20 protein-coding genes are annotated in these 19,873 nt (G+C 33.1%); 10 read left to right on the forward strand and 10 right to left on the reverse strand.

Translation table 11 applies throughout. From position 1 onward, the window contains the following. Positions 1-6: 6 nt before the first annotated feature. From Q2T76_RS00390 to Q2T76_RS00400, 3 genes are all read right to left on the reverse strand, one after another. Entirely contained in the window at positions 7-720 is a 714-nt protein-coding gene (locus Q2T76_RS00390; RefSeq protein WP_302083035.1) for an aspartate/glutamate racemase family protein, read from the reverse strand. 3 nt (positions 721-723) lie between these two features. Next, positions 724-1,977, reverse strand: a complete 1,254-nt coding sequence (locus tag Q2T76_RS00395; RefSeq protein ID WP_302083036.1) for a carboxylate--amine ligase — start codon at positions 1,975-1,977, stop codon at positions 724-726. 104 nt (positions 1,978-2,081) lie between these two features. Further along, complete coding sequence (locus tag Q2T76_RS00400) at positions 2,082-3,086, reverse strand: NADP-dependent oxidoreductase (protein ID WP_302083038.1); 1,005 nt, start codon at positions 3,084-3,086, stop codon at positions 2,082-2,084. 124 nt (positions 3,087-3,210) lie between these two features. On the opposite strand from Q2T76_RS00400, the gene Q2T76_RS00405 reads away from it, so the two are divergent. The 3 genes from Q2T76_RS00405 (at position 3,211) to Q2T76_RS00415 (ending at position 6,638) form a co-directional block, all read left to right on the forward strand. Next, complete coding sequence (locus Q2T76_RS00405; protein WP_302083040.1) at positions 3,211-3,759, forward strand: TetR/AcrR family transcriptional regulator; 549 nt, start codon at positions 3,211-3,213, stop codon at positions 3,757-3,759. Positions 3,760-3,889: 130 nt separating this feature from the next. After that, positions 3,890-6,124: an excinuclease ABC subunit UvrA gene (locus tag Q2T76_RS00410; RefSeq protein WP_302083042.1), complete on the forward strand. Its 2,235-nt coding sequence runs from the start codon at positions 3,890-3,892 to the stop codon at positions 6,122-6,124. 64 nt (positions 6,125-6,188) lie between these two features. Next, on the forward strand, positions 6,189-6,638 hold the full coding sequence (locus Q2T76_RS00415; RefSeq protein WP_302083044.1) for a DUF1307 domain-containing protein: 450 nt from the start codon (positions 6,189-6,191) through the stop codon (positions 6,636-6,638). A gap of 29 nt (positions 6,639-6,667) precedes the next feature. Here the strand turns inward: Q2T76_RS00415 and Q2T76_RS00420 are convergent, their stop codons facing one another. Beyond that, the gene (locus Q2T76_RS00420) at positions 6,668-7,906 is read right to left on the reverse strand and encodes a PTS sugar transporter subunit IIC (protein WP_302083046.1); all 1,239 of its coding nucleotides are present in this window, start codon (positions 7,904-7,906) and stop codon (positions 6,668-6,670) included. Positions 7,907-8,130: 224 nt separating this feature from the next. Between Q2T76_RS00420 and Q2T76_RS00425 the strand changes: the two genes are divergently transcribed. Further along, the gene (locus tag Q2T76_RS00425; protein ID WP_302083891.1) at positions 8,131-8,865 is read left to right on the forward strand and encodes a glucose 1-dehydrogenase; all 735 of its coding nucleotides are present in this window, start codon (positions 8,131-8,133) and stop codon (positions 8,863-8,865) included. A gap of 40 nt (positions 8,866-8,905) precedes the next feature. On the opposite strand, the gene Q2T76_RS00430 is transcribed toward Q2T76_RS00425, so the two are convergent. Both Q2T76_RS00430 and Q2T76_RS00435 read right to left on the reverse strand, forming a co-directional pair. Beyond that, on the reverse strand, positions 8,906-9,292 hold the full coding sequence (locus Q2T76_RS00430; protein WP_302083047.1) for a DUF1801 domain-containing protein: 387 nt from the start codon (positions 9,290-9,292) through the stop codon (positions 8,906-8,908). Between the two features lie 6 nt (positions 9,293-9,298). Further along, positions 9,299-9,631 (reverse strand): YrdB family protein, encoded by a 333-nt coding sequence (locus Q2T76_RS00435; RefSeq protein WP_302083049.1) that lies wholly within the window; start codon positions 9,629-9,631, stop codon positions 9,299-9,301. Positions 9,632-9,752: 121 nt separating this feature from the next. On the opposite strand from Q2T76_RS00435, the gene Q2T76_RS00440 reads away from it, so the two are divergent. Together Q2T76_RS00440 and Q2T76_RS00445 are read left to right on the forward strand one after the other, a co-directional pair. Further along, complete coding sequence (locus Q2T76_RS00440) at positions 9,753-10,754, forward strand: YeiH family protein (protein WP_302083051.1); 1,002 nt, start codon at positions 9,753-9,755, stop codon at positions 10,752-10,754. 3 nt (positions 10,755-10,757) lie between these two features. Beyond that, positions 10,758-12,614 carry an FAD/NAD(P)-binding domain-containing protein gene (locus Q2T76_RS00445; RefSeq protein ID WP_302083052.1) on the forward strand — a complete coding sequence of 619 codons (1,857 nt, stop codon included), beginning with the start codon at positions 10,758-10,760 and terminating at the stop codon, positions 12,612-12,614. A gap of 43 nt (positions 12,615-12,657) precedes the next feature. Here the strand turns inward: Q2T76_RS00445 and Q2T76_RS00450 are convergent, their stop codons facing one another. Beyond that, complete coding sequence (locus Q2T76_RS00450; RefSeq protein ID WP_302083054.1) at positions 12,658-13,398, reverse strand: TraX family protein; 741 nt, start codon at positions 13,396-13,398, stop codon at positions 12,658-12,660. 252 nt (positions 13,399-13,650) lie between these two features. Here Q2T76_RS00450 and Q2T76_RS00455 point away from each other — a divergent pair, with 252 nt between their 5' ends. The 4 genes from Q2T76_RS00455 (at position 13,651) to Q2T76_RS00470 (ending at position 16,986) form a co-directional block, all read left to right on the forward strand. Next, positions 13,651-14,355, forward strand: a complete 705-nt coding sequence (locus Q2T76_RS00455; RefSeq protein WP_302083056.1) for a response regulator transcription factor — start codon at positions 13,651-13,653, stop codon at positions 14,353-14,355. Further along, positions 14,355-15,284 carry a HAMP domain-containing sensor histidine kinase gene (locus Q2T76_RS00460; RefSeq protein ID WP_302083057.1) on the forward strand — a complete coding sequence of 310 codons (930 nt, stop codon included), beginning with the start codon at positions 14,355-14,357 and terminating at the stop codon, positions 15,282-15,284. Before Q2T76_RS00455 ends, Q2T76_RS00460 begins: the two co-directional genes overlap by 1 nt. A gap of 95 nt (positions 15,285-15,379) precedes the next feature. Next, the gene (locus Q2T76_RS00465; protein WP_302083059.1) at positions 15,380-16,300 is read left to right on the forward strand and encodes an ABC transporter ATP-binding protein; all 921 of its coding nucleotides are present in this window, start codon (positions 15,380-15,382) and stop codon (positions 16,298-16,300) included. After that, the gene (locus tag Q2T76_RS00470) at positions 16,297-16,986 is read left to right on the forward strand and encodes an ABC transporter permease (protein ID WP_302083061.1); all 690 of its coding nucleotides are present in this window, start codon (positions 16,297-16,299) and stop codon (positions 16,984-16,986) included. The genes Q2T76_RS00465 and Q2T76_RS00470 overlap by 4 nt, the downstream gene beginning before the upstream one ends. Before the next feature lie 326 nt (positions 16,987-17,312). On the opposite strand, the gene Q2T76_RS00475 is transcribed toward Q2T76_RS00470, so the two are convergent. From Q2T76_RS00475 to rplM, 3 genes are all read right to left on the reverse strand, one after another. Then, on the reverse strand, positions 17,313-18,617 hold the full coding sequence (locus tag Q2T76_RS00475) for a PIN-like domain-containing protein (protein ID WP_302083063.1): 1,305 nt from the start codon (positions 18,615-18,617) through the stop codon (positions 17,313-17,315). Between the two features lie 281 nt (positions 18,618-18,898). Beyond that, complete coding sequence (gene rpsI / locus Q2T76_RS00480) at positions 18,899-19,294, reverse strand: 30S ribosomal protein S9 (protein WP_302083065.1); 396 nt, start codon at positions 19,292-19,294, stop codon at positions 18,899-18,901. A gap of 14 nt (positions 19,295-19,308) precedes the next feature. Then, positions 19,309-19,752, reverse strand: a complete 444-nt coding sequence (gene rplM / locus Q2T76_RS00485; RefSeq protein WP_302083067.1) for a 50S ribosomal protein L13 — start codon at positions 19,750-19,752, stop codon at positions 19,309-19,311. Positions 19,753-19,873: the final 121 nt, after the last annotated feature.

Below are 19,873 nucleotides of genomic sequence, written 5' to 3' on the forward strand. Positions count from 1 at the left end.
TTGAGATTAAATCTTTTGTGTTTGTTTAATTGTGGCGTTAACTAATTCCGCTTGGGCATCAATGATAGGAATTCCTAACTCATCATTACCCAGAGGTTCACGCTGCTGTGCTAATGATAATTCAGTACATCCCAAAATAATTGCATCGCAGTCAGTTTGTTGTTTCATTTCCTGTAAAATATGATGATATTTTTGAGCAGGAACTTGATTTTTACCTTTAATATCTTGGAAAATTAAATCCATTGTTTGCTCTTGAATCTGACTAGTAGGTTTTACTACTTCATAACCTAACTCTTCTAACTCTCGATCATAAATACCGTCGGTAACAGTCCCATTAGTTCCTAAAATTCCAACTTTTTTAACCCTTGGATATTGTTTTTGAATACTTTGAACCGTTAATCTTGGCATATGTAAAATTGGAATATCAGTTTCTTTTTGTAAGTCTTCATAGAAATAGTGGGCCGTATTACAAGCAATGACAAAGAAATCAGGTTTCAACAAACTCTGTTGCTGAATATCTTCAACTAAATCATTCAATGGACTAGGTTGATTGTGATCCATTAAATACGCTGAACGATCCGGAATACTAGCATGATTCACTATAATGTAATTCAAATAATCCTGGTCTTTTTTGGCCGGAGTTTTCTCATTTAACAACTGTACAAAACTCTCTGTAGCAGCAGTACCCATACCGCCTAAAACGGTGAAAAAGTTCTTCATAACCTATCCTTTATTTTCTTTGAAATAACGTGCGAAACTCTTGCGATAATTGTACAACATCCAATTCATTAATAGCCAACGTTTGAAATTATGATCTTTGTCGTAATCAAAAGTTGTTCCATAACGTTTTTGTTCAATTAGTTCTAGAGCTTTTTTCTTGTCATCATTTTCACGAGTATATTTCTTGAATGTTCCAGTTGAAACACCTAACCATAGCTTAATTTTATCTTCATCACGATTTGCATAAACGACTTCTTGATCTTTTAATTCATCAGTCACATAGTCTTTGACAACCCATTGAGCCAAATTATAACCAGTTAAAGTAACAAAGAAACTACTTCTACCTTGACGTAAATTAATTTCAAATAATTTAAAAGTCTGATCACGTTCGTCATATTTCATATCAAAATTAGCATAACCAGTAAATTTGATATCTTCCAAGAACTCTTGGATTTGTTGATAAAGTTTTTCATTATATTCAGGCAAAATAGCCACATAATTACCAATTGCAGCTGGTGCCGGATCTTCTAGTAATGGATGACCTAAGCACATCATTTTTACTTTATGGTTCTTGTCAACATAAGCATTTAGCACTCTCATGTTGCTGTCATCGCCGGGAATAAAATCTTGTAAAATCAAATCTGAAGTATAGCCATTGTCATAAATCTTATTGAGAATTTCACCAAACTCAGTAGCTGATTGAATTCGAAATGCTTTTTTACGACCCTCAAAATGAACGTCAAGCCACTCAACTGAATCCGTGGGTTTCAAGGCCACAGGATAATCAAATGGTTGGATAACTTTATCTTCTTCAACCATTTGCTTAGTAATTATTTGAGTTTTAGGATATGGCAAGTTGTACTTGTCGCAAACTTGATAAAAATTCTCTTTATTATTCAGTTGCTTCAACAAGTCATAATCGATATATGGACAAACAAAAGCTTCTTGTAGAACTTCTTTATGCTTAGCAATTAATTCAGCATAACCATCTCCACAACCAATCAGAATCACTGGTTCTTCGTGATTCTTATATTCTTCAACTAGTTTTTTCATTTCATCAAAAAAGACCGGATCTTCACTAAACCCAGGAATAAGATGAACATCAACAATTTTAGTAAATCTAGTTGGTGCTAGTTCTTGTGCAGCATAGGCAGTTACTGGTTGACCATAGAGTTCATAAAATGAACGTGCCATTCCATAAACATTAAAGTCACTACCTAATAAAATTGGTGTAAATTTCGGAGTTGTTTCTGACATACTAAACCTCTTGAACATAGAATTGCTTTTATTGTACCACTGTTAAATTACGTATTTTAGAGGTTGTAAGAAAAAATAAAAAAAGCTTCACTTCTTTGAAGCCTTTATTGAACAGTAATTACAACTTTTCCTTGTGTTTTTCCTGACTTTCCATAAGCAATAGCTTCATTTACTTGGTCTAATGTAAAAACTGTGGGATCAATAGCTGGTACTATGTGATTATCATCAATAATTTTTGATAATTCATTTAATTGTTGACCATCACTTTTAACAAAAATGAAATTATATTCAATATTTTTTTCAGCTGCTTGCTTATCATATTTTTTTCCCGCAGCTGAAAATAGTATTCTCTTCCAAAATGGTATTTTGTTAGTAAGAGCAAATTTTTTATTAGGTCCCGTAATCAAAGACAACATTTTTCCACCTTGTTGCAAAACTGATAGTTCATGTTCAAATTCACTAGGCCCTCTAGTATCAATTAGATAATCAATATTCGATAATAGTTCCCAATAATTTTCTGTTTTAAAGTTCAAATATTGATCAGCTCCGGCTTTCAGAGTGCGCTCCTTTGCTTCTGGACTTCCCGTAACGATAACTTTTAACCCCAAACTTTTAGCCACCGGTATTGCCATTTGTCCAAACGAGCCAGAACCACCAGGAATTAAAATTGTTCTTCCAGATTTAACTTTTAAAATTTCTATCATCCCTTGAATTGCCGTTAATCCTGTTAATGGTGCGGCAACAGCCTCTTTCAATTTTAGTGTTTTCGGGATTAATGCAATTTCACTTGCCTTTACAGCAATATACTCTGCAAAACCACCAATATTATTCAATGGTAACCTTCCATAAATCTCATCTTCTAATTTAAATTGAGAAACATTTTTACCAACTTTTTTGATAACCCCTGATATCTCATTTCCCATAGTTTGCGGTAATTTATAGTTTTGAATTAACTTGATATTACCGGTTCCTATCAAACTATCCAATGGATTAACAGCCGAATATTTAATTGCAACTAAGACTTCATCGTCATTGATTTCTGGAATATTTATCTCATTAATTTGTAGTTTAAAATTTTTCTCATATTTTTTTAATTGTGCGGCTTTCATATCAATTCTCCTTGGTAACATTTTTCATTTTTTGTAACTGGAAACAAATATAACATCAAAAGTTACAAAAATCAATAAAAGTAACTAATGTATGTTATTATTTAAACAACGGAGGATATGACCAATGCCAGTCTTAACTAAGAACATAATTATGAATGTTGCTGAAGAATTAGTAATCAAAAATCATTCGACTAATATTCGAATTGAACAAATTTCTTCAGAGTTAGCAGTGACTCACGCAGCAATTTATAAACATTTCAAAAATCGACATGACTTATGGCTATCTGTTTCAATTAGATGGTTTCACAAGTCTATTCTAAAAAATATTACTTTGAAAACCGCATACTCAACACCTGAGGAAGAACTTCATGATTGGCTATGGCAGTTTGTGACTGCGAAAAAGAAAGCTTCAAGTAATCAACCTGAAATGTTTGAATTACATATGATTTATCTGGACAATCATCCTGATGAATTACAGAAAGTCCTTGCTCCCTGCTATGAATACATTGATTTGTTATTAAATTATCGCGACAATGATTATGAACGTGCAAAAGCTATTATGTCTTGTTTCTCAGTTTTTACCCTACCAGCATTTAAAGAAACCTGGTTCCAGCCTGACTATCAACAACGCTTCGAAAATATTTGGAATCTAATAAAAAAAGGCCTTAACTAAGACCTTTTATTTGTTTACAAAAAGCAAATTGTAACTATATTCAATCGTATTAGTCAAAAATTGACTCTATTTTTTAACTCCGATATAGTGACTACACGACATCAAATTGCTGAGTGAGAGGTAACTATTTATGACCAATTATATTGAAATTAAAAATGCTAACACCAATAATTTGAACAATATTTCATTGAATATTCCTAAGCACAAAATAACCGTGGTTACGGGTGTTTCTGGTTCAGGAAAATCTTCATTAGTATTTAATACATTAGCTGCCGAGTCGCAACGTTTATTAAACGATACTTATTCCAGCTATATTCAACAATTATTACCTCACTATGCTCAGCCTAATGTTGAATCAATCAAGAATTTGCCTGTTTCGATTGTAATTGACCAAAAGAAAATTGGTGGCAATGCACGTTCAACTGTAGGAACGATTACCGATATTTATACCAGCTTGCGACTACTCTTTTCAAGAATTGCTGAGCCTTTCATCGGCTACTCGATGATTTATTCTTTCAATAATCCGCAAGGAATGTGTCCAACTTGTAAGGGAATTGGTGAAACTAACACTATCAATATTGAGAAATTGTTAGACCTCGACAAATCATTAAATGAAGGTGCCATCGATTTCCCATCATTTCATCCAGGTGAATGGCGGTTACGTCGCTACGTCGAATCGGGAAACTTTGATAATGATAAGAAATTAAGAGACTATACTGAAAAAGAACTCAAGCGCCTTTTATATGATGAAGGAAGCAAACCCGATCACCCAACTGATCAGTGGCCAAAAACTGCTGATTATATTGGCGTTGTTCCGCGCATAACTAAGAATTATATTGAAAAAGAAGAAAAACGACATGCTAAAGAAATCAGTCGAGTGATTGAAAAATCAACATGCCCGAACTGCCATGGAACTCGTGTTAATGAAACTGTACGTTCTGCCAAAATTAACGGAAAATCAATCGCCGATTGTGTTGAAATGAATATTTTTGATTTGTTAAATTTCATTCAAGCAATCGATGCTACTAATGTGCAAATCATCTTAGATGATTTAATTAAGAAATTAAAAAGTCTCCAAATTGTTGGTCTAAGCTATTTATTCTTGAATCGCCCAACTACCACACTGTCTGGTGGTGAATCGCAACGAATTAAGATTATCAAACATTTAAATAGTGCATTAAGTGATGTGATGTATATCTTCGACGAACCAAGCGTTGGTCTCCATCCTCAAGATATTTTAGGAATGAACGCTATTATTGAGGACTTACGAGATAAAGGTAACACCGTCGTATTAGTTGATCACGATCCTGATATTATCAAAATTGCTGACCACATTATTGATATTGGACCAGGTGCGGGTGTTCATGGTGGAAAAGTAATGTTTGAAGGAACTTACCCAGAACTTCTTGCTTCAGGTACTTTAACTGGTAAGGCACTCAATCTACCCCATCACATTAATATCTCTAAACCAAACTTTACTGAATACTATCATTTGGATAATGTTTTCTTACATAATGTGAAGAACGCCTCTATTAAAATTCCAAAGCAAGCATTAACTTTAATAACTGGAGTAGCCGGTTCAGGAAAGAGTACTCTAATTAGACATCTGTTCACCAAAAAATATCCCGAAGCTCAAATCTTAGATCAAAGCCCTATTCGTGGCAGCAATCGTTCTAATGTGCTGACTTATCTGGATATGTTTGACGAAATTCGAGCAGTTTTTGCCAAAGCCTCCGGTCAGAGTAAATCGTTATTCAGCTATAACGGACAAGGTGGCTGCCCTGTTTGTAAAGGACGCGGTTATATTAAATTAGATTTGGCATTCATGGGTGATGTTGAACAAGTCTGTGAAAAATGCCAAGGCAAACGCTACAACGATGAGGCACTATCCTATACTTGGAATGGCTTGAATATTTATGAATTGTTGCAATTAACGGTTGAGGAAGCCGCTGATTTACTCGACCAACCAATTATTAAAAATCTGATTGATGTCAATTTAGGTTATGTCAAACTCGGGCAATCATTGGATACTTTTTCTGGTGGTGAATTACAACGAGTAAAAATCGCTAAAATTCTTGATAATCAAGCTAGCAATTTATTAATTCTGGACGAACCAAGTACTGGTTTGCACGAAGCGGATGTTCAAAAATTAATTACTTTATTAAATAATTTGGTTAAAAAACAAAAAACATTAATTGTTTTGGAACACAATCTACAGTTAATCAGTCAAGCTCAATGGATTATTGATATGGGACTTGGTGGTGGAAGTCTCGGTGGTAAAGTTTTGTTCCAGGGCTATCCTGTCGATTTGCTAAATAATCACGAATCATATACTGCTGAGCACCTAAAAAAATATGTTAAGTAACCTTGAAATGAAGATACTTATTATGTCATAATTAATTGTTTCAAAATTTTAGGGGGAATTATTTATGAAAAATTTTAAGAGAATTATCTCAGCAATGCTTTTCATGGTTGTTGCTGTAGTTGTTCTAGCAGGATGTCAGCAAGATCAGACTAGGACTTTCACACGTACGAAAGACGATAACACTGTCACAAATACGCTCTATGCACATGGGGACGATGTTTATAAAATAAGGTCAATTGACAAAATAAAACTTGATGAAAACTCATCTTCAGCCTTTAACATGATAAAGAAAAGCATCGAAAAAAATAATAAGGGTAAGGGAATCACTATTAAGGTTACCCAAGACAAAAAGAATAAAGAAATTGTCGTTACACAAACTATTGATTTCGATAAAATCTCAAGCAAGAATTTAAATAAATATTTTGACGTCGATCTTAAGAATAAGAAAAAAGACTTAAAAATTAAAAAGATGATTAAGAATCTAAAAGATCAAGGCTACAAAGAAGTGAAATAAAAAGCATCTACTTAAAAGTAGATGCTTTTTTATTTAGACTCAGTATTTTCATGACTAATCATTTGTTTTTCTGCAACTTTAAAAAATGGATAGTATATAGCTCCAGCAATAACCAATTCCATTAACGACCAAATTGCAGCACGCCAATCCCAGCTGGTCGCCATTAAAGGTCCAATAATTGGAGGCATTGTCCAAGGGACCATTGCTACGGGAGCAGAAATCCAACCAAGTGATATCAGACTGTAGGACCCTATCGTCAAAATCAGTGGCACAATAATGAATGGAATCATTGTTAAAGCATTCATGACAATAGGAAATCCAAAAATTACTGGTTCGTTAATTTCAAATAATGCACTTGGAAAGGCAACCTTTCCTAAATCACGATAAGTTTTGCTCTTAGAAAATAACATCAGCGCAACTAAGGTAATAGTTGCTCCAGTCCCTCCAACATTTACATATAAATTAGAAAATCCATACGCAGTAATATAAGGTAGTGGTTGATGATGAGCCAAAGCTGTTCCATTAGCCGCTAGAAATTGTAAGAAGATCGGATCAGAAATCCCTTGAAGAGTCATATCTCCATGAATACCACAAACCCAAAGCAAACTTACCAATAATGTATAAATCATAATTCCAGGTAAAGTATTCATTGCAAATAATAATGGGTGAAAAATACTTTGAACAACTTGATTTATATCAATACCTAAAGGCATTCTAATAACCCAGAAAAATAATAGAATTATAAATCCCGGAAATAATGCTACAAATGAGCTCGAAACTGCATCTGGTACGCCTGAAGGTAATTTAATAACAATATTTTTATCAACAAAGAATTTAAATATTGTAATTGAAATAAATGCTGTAACAATAGCGGTAAACAAACCTGAGGACCCAAAATTATCTACATTCAATTTGAAATTTGATCCAAATGAACTGATGATGAAAGCCATGGTCGATAATCCTGCTCCAGAAAGTGGGTCAACTCCCACCGATTTTCCTAATTCAAATCCAATTCCAATTACTGCTAATAACGAAATAATACCAAAAGAACCATTAACAGCTACACCTATCACATTCATATATGGTTTAATAAAATGAGTCCATGCAGGTATTGGAATATTACCTAAAATCAAGAATACACTCCCACTGATAATAGCTGGTAATGTTAAAACTAAACCATTACGAACTGAAACTAGATACTTATTATTTCCAATTTTTGCCATAGGAGGCATCAAACTGTTTTGTAACCAATCCATGAATCGCTTCATGTTATTCGCCTTCCTTCTTTAGATCAGTATACATTTGTATATATACTCCTATTCTTTCCATATGTAAACATCAACTTAATTAAATTAATTTATTGATATAAAAAAAATTATGTTGAAGTTAATCATTAAAATCACCTTATTGTCAAACCTCCGATAGCGCTTTCGTGATATACTTTAAGGAGGAATTGGATAATAGAACACAGACCAGAAAAGAGGATGCAGATATGTTTAATCTAGACGGAAAAGTTGCTATTGTTACAGGTGCTGCTCAAGGAATGGGAGAATCACATGCTCGAAAATTAATTGGCCAAGGGGCAAAAGTTGTTCTCACCGACTTGAACGAGGAAAAAGGAAGCCAAGTGGCTAAGGAATTGGGCGATAACGCTTTATTCATCAAACATGACGTTACTGATGAAGATGGCTGGAAAAAAGTTGTCTCAGAAACTTTAGCTAAGTGGGGCAAAATTGATGTTTTAGTCAACAATGCCGGAATTACGGTCACAAAATCAATTGATGACACCACCGAAGCCGATTATTTGAAAGTATTTCAAATCAATCAATTATCGGTCTTTCTAGGAATGAAATATGTATCGCCAGAAATGATTAAGAACAAACAAGGTTCTATCATTAATATTTCATCTATCAACGGATTGGTCGGAGCAAAGATTGGTTATACCGATACTAAGTTTGCCGTTCGTGGAATGACTAAAGCGGCAGCTTTGGAGCTAGCTCAATACAATATCCGAGTTAACTCAATTCATCCCGGAGCTATCGCCACTCCAATGGTTATGCAAGAAGATACCCGTGCTGCTGTTGAGCAATTTGCGAAGATGATTCCTTTAGGTCGTTTAGCCGAACCTGAAGAAGTTTCCGGAATGGTTGTTTATCTTGCTTCTGATGAATCGAGATATTCAACTGGATCAGAGTTTGTCGTTGATGGCGGAATTACTGCTCAATAATTCGAGCAATAAAAAACCTCTACATAAAAGTAGAGGTTTTTTATTTTACTTCAGAAACAATTTCTTTAAGCACATCATGATATTTATCAAGAAAATTCATATTCTTAATATTAATACATCCCTTGCTGACTGCTGATTTTGGAAATTCATCTGCGTATTTCTCGACGACATCCCCACTCCAAATATACAAGCCAACAAAGTTCTTCTGGCTGGTAATATTTATGATTCCGGCATCAGCGTAATCATAATTCTTCTTACCTAAGTTACCGAGTCTTCCATAGGCAATTGAACTAAACGTTCTCCCATTATCAAAATAGTGACGTTCTAATTTCGTATTTTCAGTCACTAGTTCATCGACTTTTTTCATAATATCTGAATACGGTGACTTGCTTATTAAATCTTCAATTGAATTTGCTTTAGTGTACATAATATATTAATTCCCTTGCAGTCTAAAAACATACATCAAGACTAAATCTGCTACAACCACGTCAGTATAGATTGCGCCAACTTGATTACCAAATAGACGATAAAACATGAATATTCCAATTCCATAAACAACAATTTCTAATACTAATTTAGCAACACCAGTCAACGCATGGTTTGAATTGGGTGCACCATATCGTACCCAAACTAAGAAAATGGCAACTCCCACAACTAGATAAAATATCTTGTTCCAGATACCGTTGCTGAGCCATACACCACTGAGTATTCCTAAAACAGTAATCATCTCTAATAAAAATCGAACAAATAATATGATTGATTTCATAGATTCATCCTGACCGTTAATTTATTTGATATATGCTTATAATACCATGGCAATAAACTATCCCCTTAACAATTTCTCTTCAAAACAAGTATAATGGTTTTTATGTATGAAAGGAATTGTTATGAGTACTTGGATTAAAAAGATTCTACCAGGATTTAGCCTATCCCTGATTGTCGCTATAGTTGCCAAATTTCTTGGCACACTGGTTCCTAGTTTAGGAGCGGCTACAATTGCCATTTTATTAGGAATATTATTGGGAAACACCTTCTTCAAGCAACCAGCTCTACAAACTGGAACTAAATTCTCTGAAAGTCGCTTACTAGAATACTCAGTGGTAATGCTAGGATTCACTGTCACTTTTCAAACTATTCAAAAGATGGGCATCAATGGATTGATTTTTGTATTACTGATGATGACTATCGTTATTATTAGTGCCTATCTTATTGGTCGTCGCTTAGGTTTCAGCGAGAAAATGTCTTTAATGTTTGCCGGTGGAAATGCTGTCTGTGGATCTTCTGCTATCGGAGCTATCGCACCAGCGATTGATGCTGACGATGAAGAAAAAGGTCAAACCATCACCCTTGTTAACCTTTTAGGAACAGTAATGATGTTGACCTTGCCTTTCTTAGGAATGGCAATCTTTGGCAGTAATCTTCTTGCTAATTCAGCCTTACTTGGTGGAACTTTACAATCCGTTGCTCAAGTGGTGGCTGGTTCAAGTTTAATCAATTCTGAAACAGTACAATTTGCCATGCTCTTCAAAATTACGCGAATTATTTTATTAGTAGTGGTTGTTTATATTTTTGAACAAAAAGTTAAAAAATCTACTGGTATAATAAAACAAAAGCAATCTGAATTTAAATTACCAATTCCATGGTATGTGCTATTATTTTTAATATTTTGCTTATTGAATAGTACAATTAATTTACCAGAGTTCTTCAATACAACTGCTCACTTCTTGAGTAGCTGGTTTGAAACAATTGCCTTAGCTGCTATTGGCTTGAGACTAGACTTCCGTAAGTTCATAAAAGAAGGACCACGATTCTTACTTTATGGAGTTTCAGTCGGTGCAGTACAGACAGTTACTGCAATTATACTTATTATTCTGTTACGAATTAGATAAAAAATGGATGGAAAGAATATGAGAATCGCTATCATTGGGGCCGGTCCTAGAGGAATGCTGGCTCTAGAACGAATACTTTCTTGGAACGAAATACAACCTGTTCAAGAAAAGCTAGAAATTAACATCTTCGACCCTTATTCAATTGGTGGTCGTGTTTGGACTGTTGATCAACCACATGAATTAATTATGAATACTGCCGCTCAAGATATCACATTGTTCACTGACCAGAGTGTTGTTATGTCAGGAGTAGTCAATATGGGACCCAGTTTGGCACAGTGGAGCGCCAATTATGCTCATAATTATTTAGTAGAAAATAACTATTCAGAAATTTTTCTTGATGAAATCAAACAAATCACACCTAATAGTTATACTTCACGCGCTCTATATGGTATCTACATCCAATGGTTCTACGATGAACAGCTCAAACGACTTAATGATGATATTACAGTGAATTTATACTCTGAAGAAGTCACAAATATTACTCAACAAGACGACAAATTCGTTCTTGATTTAGCCAATGAAAAACTTACTAGTAATATCGTAGTCGCTGCACTTGGTAACTTGTTCAATGAACCAACTCCACTTGAAGCAGAACTCACTGAATTCGCTAACAAAAATAATCTTACTTACGTGCGACCAAATTTTGCCGGTGAAGTTGAACTGGACAATATTACCGCAGACATGACCTTGGCAATTAAGGGACTAGGTCTGAACTTCTATGACTTAATGGCTCGCTTAACTTATGGACGTGGGGGTAAGTTTGAGCCACTAAAAAATGGTGAACTAACTTATCATCCAAGCGGTAAAGAGCCAAGAATAATTGCTGGATCATTACACGGTCTGCCTAATCATTCTAAAGGTCGCAAACAAAAAGCTCCTGGTGAAGAATACATCCCTAACTTCCTAAATATCGCAACTCTACAGAGATATGACAAAGGAACTCTTAGTTACAACGAATTCTGGACCATGTTAGAAAACGAAATGAGCTTTGTTTACTATTCCAACCTCATTGATGAAAAGTATGCTGGAAAAATTGACAAAGCGGCCTTTCAAAGCGACTTCTTGCAGGACCCTGAAACAACACTTAATAATCTTAAAATTGATGCTGATGATTTTATTAATTGGGAGAGTTTCATCTATCCAGTTGAAGCAAGTACTGCCAAAGGCTTTGATACTTTCGTAGAAAACTTCGTTAAAAAAGATTTCCAAGAAGCAGCTAAAGGAACCAAAACTGGACCACTAACAAGTGCTTTAGAAGTTCTTCGAGATATCCGTGCAACCATCAGATATGTGATTGAAAATGAATTACTCTCAAGAAATGAATTCGTTGATAAATTCATGCATCAGTTTAACTCAATCAACAATTTACTATCAATGGGACCACCAGCTTCTCGACTACAAGAATTACACGCGTTATTAAAAGCTGGAATTATCAAAATTGTTCCTGGTGAAATGCAGGTAACTACTGGCGAAGATAAATATATCGTTTCAAGTAAAACTGGAGACTGCCCTGAATATCCAGCAGAAGCCTTGATTGAAGCACGAATTCCTAAGATTTCATTGAGTGACACTACCAGCGAACTAATGAATAATTTGGTTAAGAATGGCATGGTTAAAAACTGGCAATTCCAACGTGAAGATGGCAAAGAGTTTGTCAGTGGCGCTGTCGGCTTTGACAGAACTGCTAACCAATTAGTTGATGCTAACGGTAAACTAATTAATAATTTCTACTTCTGGGGTGTTCCCACCGAAGGTAAGAATTGGTTGACTACTGCTAGCCCTCGGCCATTTATCAATGATCCCAGCTTACGAACAGTTGATAAAATTGTGAGTGATATTTGGAAAAAGAATGTGAAATAAAAAGACACCCTAATGGATGTCTTTTTTAGTTCTTTTATTAATTTTAAAGATATACATATTTAATAATCTCAAGTACTGTTAGATGTAGAGGATAGAATAAGTAAAATCCCCATTTTATCCACTGTGGTGCGTATCCACGTTTTCCGTTGTAATTTAGAAGTAAATATCCGACCGCCAAAAATCCAAGTGCAGAGAACATTTCTGCAACATATGCACCAGTATTCTTAGCGGCAAAAAACCCAATTATAGCCAAAATTTCGAAAATCACAAAGTAAATAAGCATTGTAAATTTGATGCCTTTTTCGTCATGAAATTGATAAAATGCCCATATAAGAATAATTCCAAAAATATTCCAATCTGACAGAATGGTCAACCCTATGAACAGTAATACAAGGAATAATTTCCCTACAACATTCTTTATTTTGACATAAAATGTCAACATTATTAGTCCCATTAACAATGTGAAGAAAATATTATTAGGAATATCAGTAATAGAAAAGGCATAATCTGGATTATGTAATAGATAAAATGGATAGATGGACACTACCCAGAAAAAGACCATTCTTAAAATATACTTCCTAATGTTTCGTGTATAGTGAAAACCTTCCACTAATAAATACGCCATAATCGGAAAAGTAAATCTACCTACAAATTCAGAAATTGCAAAAAATGGCAATGTTTGACTACTATGACTCCATTCAAACAGAATACCTATATGATTAATCAACATCCCAATGATTGCAATTAATTTCAAATGAAAACTATCAAATTTTTTCTCTACCAATTGATCAACCTCCACAAAATAATATTATATTCATCTTATCATTTCAATAATTAAAGTTTAATGAATATTATTAGTTTTTATTGTGAATATTATTTGTTGAATTATTTAATAGTGAATACCCTATGAAAAAAGACATCCAAATGGATGTCTTTTTGTTTTGTTATAATTAAAGTAATATGAAAATTCATATTTTTTACTTACGATGATGATTCACTGAAAACATCAACTGACTAAATCGGAGCGTGCCTATTTATGGATAAAAAATATAAAGTCGCAATAATAGAAGATGATAAAGATATTCAACAACTCATAGTGAAAGAACTTAACAAACAAGAATATGAAGTTGTTTTTGAAAGTGACGGTTTAAAGGCACTGAATCTCTTGCAAGAAGATGCGGAGTTGGACTTGGTCATTATTGACTTAATGTTACCAAATAGAGATGGAATCTCGATCATACAAGAAGTCAGGAAAGAAAGCACTGTCCCTATTTTGATAATTTCTGCGAAAGATACAGAATTTGATAAAATTGTTGGGCTTGAAAATGGTGCGGATGATTACTTAGTAAAGCCTTTTTCTGTTTATGAGCTGTTAGCAAGAGTGAAGTCAATTCTCAGGCGCTATAGTGAATATAATATTCCCGAAAAGAAGTTGATTGACAACAAGATATTTGATTTCACTTTATTACCTGAAGAATATGCCATCTTAAAAAGCGGAGAAAGAATTCAATTAACCAACAAAGAATATAAACTATTGCAATTTTTCATTAAGAACCCCAAAAAGATTTTTACAAAATTTCAGATATATAAAGAAGTGTGGGATGACGAATTTTTGAATGACGACAATGTATTAAATGTAACTATGCGAAGATTAAGAAAGAAAATTGAAGATGATCCATCAAACCCTAAATATATTATTACCATTTGGGGAATAGGTTATAAGTTAGGAGATGATGCGTAATGTTAATTATTCTAATCATGATCTTAGCTGTTTTAGCACTATACTTTTTTTATAAATATAAAAGCCTGAATAATACAATTGAAAAAATCTGCCAAAGCATTTCTAAAAATTCAGCTAATTATAATCAACCAATTACAGAAATTTCAAATCAAAGATCAATTCAACATCTTCTTATAGAAATTAATTCTTTTGTTGATAAACACAGAGAAATGGACAGAATTAACCAACGTATTAGACAAGGAATGAAAAATACGGTAACTAACTTATCACATGATTTGAAGACTCCATTGACAGTAATATTAGGATATACAGAAGTCACAAAAGAAAATATTGAAGATGTTAGCCAAGAAGAACTAATTCAAAGTTTGAACAAGATTGAGTGGCAATCCAAAAAACTGGTTAAAGTGATTAATGGTTATTTTGACTTGAATAAGTTAAATGCAGACGAAATGAAACTTGATGAAAAACCAATTGACGCTTCTGAAATTCTAAGAGAAGAAGTTCTAAGTCATTACCTAGATGTTGAAAAAGCAAATATTAATTTAGAAATTGATATTTCAAAAGAAAAAACCACTATTTTAGGTGATAAACAGGCTTTAACTCGTATTTATGGAAATCTGATAAGTAACGCCATCCAATATGGACAAGATGGTAAGTATTTGTCGGTAAAATCTTGGATATCCGAAAAACGAGTATTTATTGAAATAACGGATAATGGAAAAGGAATCCAAGAAGAGAACCAAAAGAAAATTTTTGAACGCTTATCCACCTTAGAAGATGCCTCCGATAAAAACTACGGTGGTAGTGGTTTGGGTCTCGCCATTACCAAGAAATTAACTGAGGAGTTAAACGGAAAAATTTCTTTATATAGTAAACCTCATGCTCGCACCTCATTTACTCTGGAATTCCCATTATATTTAGATAATTAATTATGAAAGAAACGTTTCAGAGAAAAGTAAGAAACATGTCATAAACAAACTCAGTTATTCGATATGATTGGAATATGGTAAAGGAGGAGCCTTTTATGACAACAATATTTAAACTGACAGATATAACCTGTGTCAGGAATAATCAAACAATTCTGGATGAAATAAACTTGGAAGTTCAAAAAGGAACAATTTATGGATTTTTAGGTCCGAATGGGGCTGGAAAAACAACTCTGATGAAAGTTCTTTTAAATCTACTTCAACCTAATAAAGGAACAATTGAAGTGATGAACGAATCAATTATTTCTAAGTCTTACGAATATTTAAACCAAATAGGAAGTATCATCGAAAATCCGGTTTTCTATAATAAATTAACGGTTAAAGAAAATTTAGCACTTCATTGTAATTATTTAGGAATATATGACCTTGAAAAAATTGATCAAAAATTAAAATTGGTCAAGATGTATGAAGCAAGAGATAAAAAAGTTAAAAATCTATCTCTAGGAATGAAGCAGCGACTTGCAATCGCAAGAGCCTTGATTTCCGAGCCAGAATTACTTGTTTTGGATGAACCAATCAATGGACTGGATCCTTTTGGGATCAAAGAAATTCGAGAGTTATTAATTCAAATTAATCGAGAATTAGGAACAACAATATTTATTTCTAGTCATATTATCTCTGAAATTGAAATGATGTGTGATGTCATTGGATTCATTCAAAATGGACGAATTGTTAGAGAAATGACCACTCAAGAAATAAAAAATGAATCGAAAAAATATATTGAGTTAACCGTATCCAATGTAAAAAAAGCCGTGCAAGCTATTGACTCAAAATTGGAAATTGAAAATTTCAAGGTGATTGACGATAAAAGTATTCGCATCTATGACGATACAGTTTCTCAAAAACAAATCATGGAAGTGTTTATTTCTAATGATATAGGATTACTATCAATAGAAGAAAAGACCGGTAGTTTAGAAGAATACTTTGTTAAATTAATCAACGAGGGGGCAAAAATATGATTCAATTATTAAGTTTGGAACTCAAAAAAATATCACTCTGGAAATATTTGCTAGGAATATTCATTGCGTCACTAACAATTCTCTTTCTTGTAATTTCTCCTGCATATATGATTGAAGAAGTAGAAGTCATTTATCGAACACCTCTAGATTTTTTGGCGAGTGGATCAGTATTACTACGATTAGTGTTTACTATATTCACAGGTATTTTAATTGCAAACATGATAGTCAAAGAATACGAAACTGGAACAATTCTGAATTTATTCTTATATCCAATTCCTAAGAAAAAAATTCTAATGAGCAAACTAGTATTAATTATACTAATAAGTTTTTTGACAATGTTTGTATCTTATTTAGTCGTTATGGGATTCATCAGTTACTTCAATAATACATACCAGATGGTCTCCGGAACAATTAATCTCAATCAATTTATAGAATTCATGCTATCATCAGTTTTCCTTATGATATGTACGATTGCAACAAGTATGATTTCTCTATTGGTAGGATTAAAAATGAAATCAAGCGTAGCGACAATTGTTACTTCTATCGTGATAGGATTACTACTCAACGGGCAAATCGGAACTACTACTGATTTCTCAACAAATATAATATTATTATCAAATCTTGCAGCAATCGGATGTATTGTAGTTTATATGAGCATCAGAAAAGTTAATAAGGAAGATATTTAGCGGGACAACATTTCTAAATTCGTCTTGTAGTAAATATTGATTAAATAAAAAATACACCCACTGGATTGGGTGTGTTTTTGTATATTCCAAATTGTAATCTGTTGATTAACGTTTTGAGAATTGTGATGCTTTACGAGCTTTCCTAAGACCTGGTTCATTTATTCGATAATTGAATAGATGTCAAAACGCTTATATTAGTCTTTTTCAATTTTTAACTACACTATAGTTTGAATGGATTTCAATACATTTTAAATGAATGGTGTCAATTTCATAAAATATGCCAGCCGAAATCAACTGGTCCATTAACATTATTTTTACATATTCTTTTATTTATCATCGTTAGTATCAAAACCAGAAAAATCAAATTCATCAATTATTTTACTAAATTTATTATGATGAAGTTCCATATCTAGTGCTTCATTTTCGTTATATAGTCTTCTGATTTCATTATTCAAAAATTTAATCTCATTTTTATTACTCAATTCATCTTCTTCATCAAGTGTCATATGATTAAGACGATTCTCTATCATTTTTATTTCTCTTAAGTTTATTCTTCTTTTAACCGATATCTCTTTTTCCCTATGACGTAATTCACTCAATGAATCTTCACTTAATTTCCCCATTTCATCATATTCATGAATCAGTTTATTAATTTTCTTATTTCGGTTTAAGTCTCTAATATTAAGATTCTCATATAGTTGAGACAATTCCTCCATTTCTCTGAATTCTTTTTCCGTCAGTGCATTAATAAGTCTAATAAACCTCAAATTCGAAAGTACGTATAGTTCTTTATCAGCCTCTTTATTCATTTCATTTAATAAATGAATTTTGGGACCAACCGTTTTGTTGCCAACCTTAAATAACAAATCATTTTTTTTGCTAGATTTACCATCATCCGTAACATATATTACTTTTTTTCCATGATATTGAGAATTATCTTTCGCAAATCTAATAATATCTTTCCAGATTATTAAGTCACCATATTTTGTATGATAGCAAATATTTCCATAAGTCCTTACATCATTATCTCCATCTTCTTTTCCTGAATCATTATATCCTGGTGGTAATCCTTTGCTGTATCGCTCATCACCATCTTTTTCAACTTCATCTATCCACTCTTGGGTATAAGGATCGCCAACTCTATCGCTAATAACTTCTATTAAATCGTCATATATTGAACTCTCTTCATTAGTAATTGTAGATTTTATTTTTTCATCAATAGTTTGATTTAATTTAGCTCTATCCGCTTCTATTTCTGATACCATGTTCTCATAAAATTTATCTTTATCATTATTTATATTTATTAGGGAAGTATTTTCAATACTTTGCTTTATCTTGTCAAAAGAATTATCTATTCCCATTTTATATTTTTCAATATTCATTTCTCTTCTACGTTTGATGGGACTTTTGTTAAAGTTAAATTCAAGTGCAACTAAATAAGGTATATAAATACTATCTTTTGCTTTCACTAACGCTTTTATGTAATTTTTAGCAACTTCTGTAGGTAGTTGAATTACATCAAGTAAAAAATTGGTGTCCAAAACTATAATATTATCAACATCTTTACTAAGATCATCACTTTTCAATTCATCACGATAGAACTCAGGAAATAATTCTTTTAAATTGTTCAATGTATATCCCCCTGTATTTGTAAATTAACTTAATTATATCATTAGTGCATTCTATACTACCAACAAGTAATTTTATTGATATTACGATGGTCTATTAAAAATAAATCTTTGATATATATTTTTCTAAATTTTATTTACTATAATTATATGAGAGTATTTTGTATATCTTTGGTTCATCTATTCGATAATTGAATAGATGTCAAAGTAGTGTCAGCTCCACAAAAAAACACTTCACAAGGCTGTTTGTGAAGTGTTCCAAAATACTGATATATAAACATATATTAACGTTTTGAGAATTGTGATGCTTTACGAGCTTTCTTAAGACCTGGTTTCTTTCTTTCCTTCATACGTGGGTCACGTGTTAAGAATCCAGCACGTTTCAAAACTCCACGGAAATCAGGATCTACTTCTAGTAGTGCACGAGAGATACCATGTCTGATAGCTCCTGCTTGTCCTGTAAATCCACCACCATTAACGTTAACTAAAACATCGTAGCTTCCTTTAGTTTCTGTTGCTTCTAGTGGTTGAACCATATCTGCAATCAAACTATCAAAAGGGATGTAGTCTTTAACATCACGTTTGTTGATTGTGATTGCGCCGTTACCTGGTACTAAACGTACACGGGCTACAGAGTTTTTACGACGACCTGTTCCAGCATATACTGCTTGTTCTGCCAAAATTATTTCCTCCCTTAGATTAGTTTATTGATATCCAATAGTTCTGGTTTTTGTGCTTGTTGTTCATGTTCTGGACCAGCATATACATGAAGTTTCATAAATTGGCTATGTCCTAATGAGTTCTTAGGAAGCATCCCTTTAATTGAATTTTCAATTAGTCTGGTTGGTTTGTTTTGTTTTAATTCACCGGCTGTAACCATTTTTAATCCACCAGGGTAGTCACTGTGGCGGTAATAAATTTTGTCTGATTCTTTTTTACCAGTTAATTTAATTTTTTCGGCGTTGATAACAATCACGTTATCACCTGTATCTACGTTTGGTGTGAATTGTGGTTTGTTCTTTCCACGTAGGATTGAAGCCACAACAGTTGATAGACGTCCTAATGCAACATCAGTAGCATCAACTACATACCATTTACGTTCAACTTCGCCTGCTTTAGCAAAAGGTGTTGTACGCACAATAAATTCCTCCATTATCATTTCACATGTTTGACACTCAATAAGTTTCCGGGGCTTATCGTGGGGCAAACAATACCAAAGTTCATAATACTTGGATTTGCCCTCAAAGTCAATATAAATC

The organism is Lactobacillus sp. YT155, from assembly GCF_030504545.1.
GTDB lineage: Bacteria > Bacillota > Bacilli > Lactobacillales > Lactobacillaceae > BQUT01.

Bases quoted from the DNA above. Each gene is read 5' to 3' on its own strand.
- Q2T76_RS00390 (WP_302083035.1), bottom strand. From the start codon at position 720: ATGAAGAACTTTTTCACCGTTTTAGGCGGTATGGGTACTGCTGCTACA.
- Q2T76_RS00395 (WP_302083036.1), bottom strand. From the start codon at position 1,977: ATGTCAGAAACAACTCCGAAATTTACACCAATTTTATTAGGTAGTGAC.
- Q2T76_RS00465 (WP_302083059.1), top strand. From the start codon at position 15,380: ATGACAACAATATTTAAACTGACAGATATAACCTGTGTCAGGAATAAT.
- Q2T76_RS00435 (WP_302083049.1), bottom strand. From the start codon at position 9,631: ATGAAATCAATCATATTATTTGTTCGATTTTTATTAGAGATGATTACT.
- Q2T76_RS00470 (WP_302083061.1), top strand. From the start codon at position 16,297: ATGATTCAATTATTAAGTTTGGAACTCAAAAAAATATCACTCTGGAAA.
- Q2T76_RS00405 (WP_302083040.1), top strand. From the start codon at position 3,211: ATGCCAGTCTTAACTAAGAACATAATTATGAATGTTGCTGAAGAATTA.
- Q2T76_RS00440 (WP_302083051.1), top strand. From the start codon at position 9,753: ATGAGTACTTGGATTAAAAAGATTCTACCAGGATTTAGCCTATCCCTG.
- Q2T76_RS00460 (WP_302083057.1), top strand. From the start codon at position 14,355: ATGTTAATTATTCTAATCATGATCTTAGCTGTTTTAGCACTATACTTT.
- Q2T76_RS00445 (WP_302083052.1), top strand. From the start codon at position 10,758: ATGGATGGAAAGAATATGAGAATCGCTATCATTGGGGCCGGTCCTAGA.
- Q2T76_RS00455 (WP_302083056.1), top strand. From the start codon at position 13,651: ATGGATAAAAAATATAAAGTCGCAATAATAGAAGATGATAAAGATATT.
- Q2T76_RS00415 (WP_302083044.1), top strand. From the start codon at position 6,189: ATGAAAAATTTTAAGAGAATTATCTCAGCAATGCTTTTCATGGTTGTT.
- Q2T76_RS00420 (WP_302083046.1), bottom strand. From the start codon at position 7,906: ATGAAGCGATTCATGGATTGGTTACAAAACAGTTTGATGCCTCCTATG.
- Q2T76_RS00430 (WP_302083047.1), bottom strand. From the start codon at position 9,292: ATGTACACTAAAGCAAATTCAATTGAAGATTTAATAAGCAAGTCACCG.
- Q2T76_RS00410 (WP_302083042.1), top strand. From the start codon at position 3,890: ATGACCAATTATATTGAAATTAAAAATGCTAACACCAATAATTTGAAC.
- Q2T76_RS00400 (WP_302083038.1), bottom strand. From the start codon at position 3,086: ATGAAAGCCGCACAATTAAAAAAATATGAGAAAAATTTTAAACTACAA.
- Q2T76_RS00425 (WP_302083891.1), top strand. From the start codon at position 8,131: ATGTTTAATCTAGACGGAAAAGTTGCTATTGTTACAGGTGCTGCTCAA.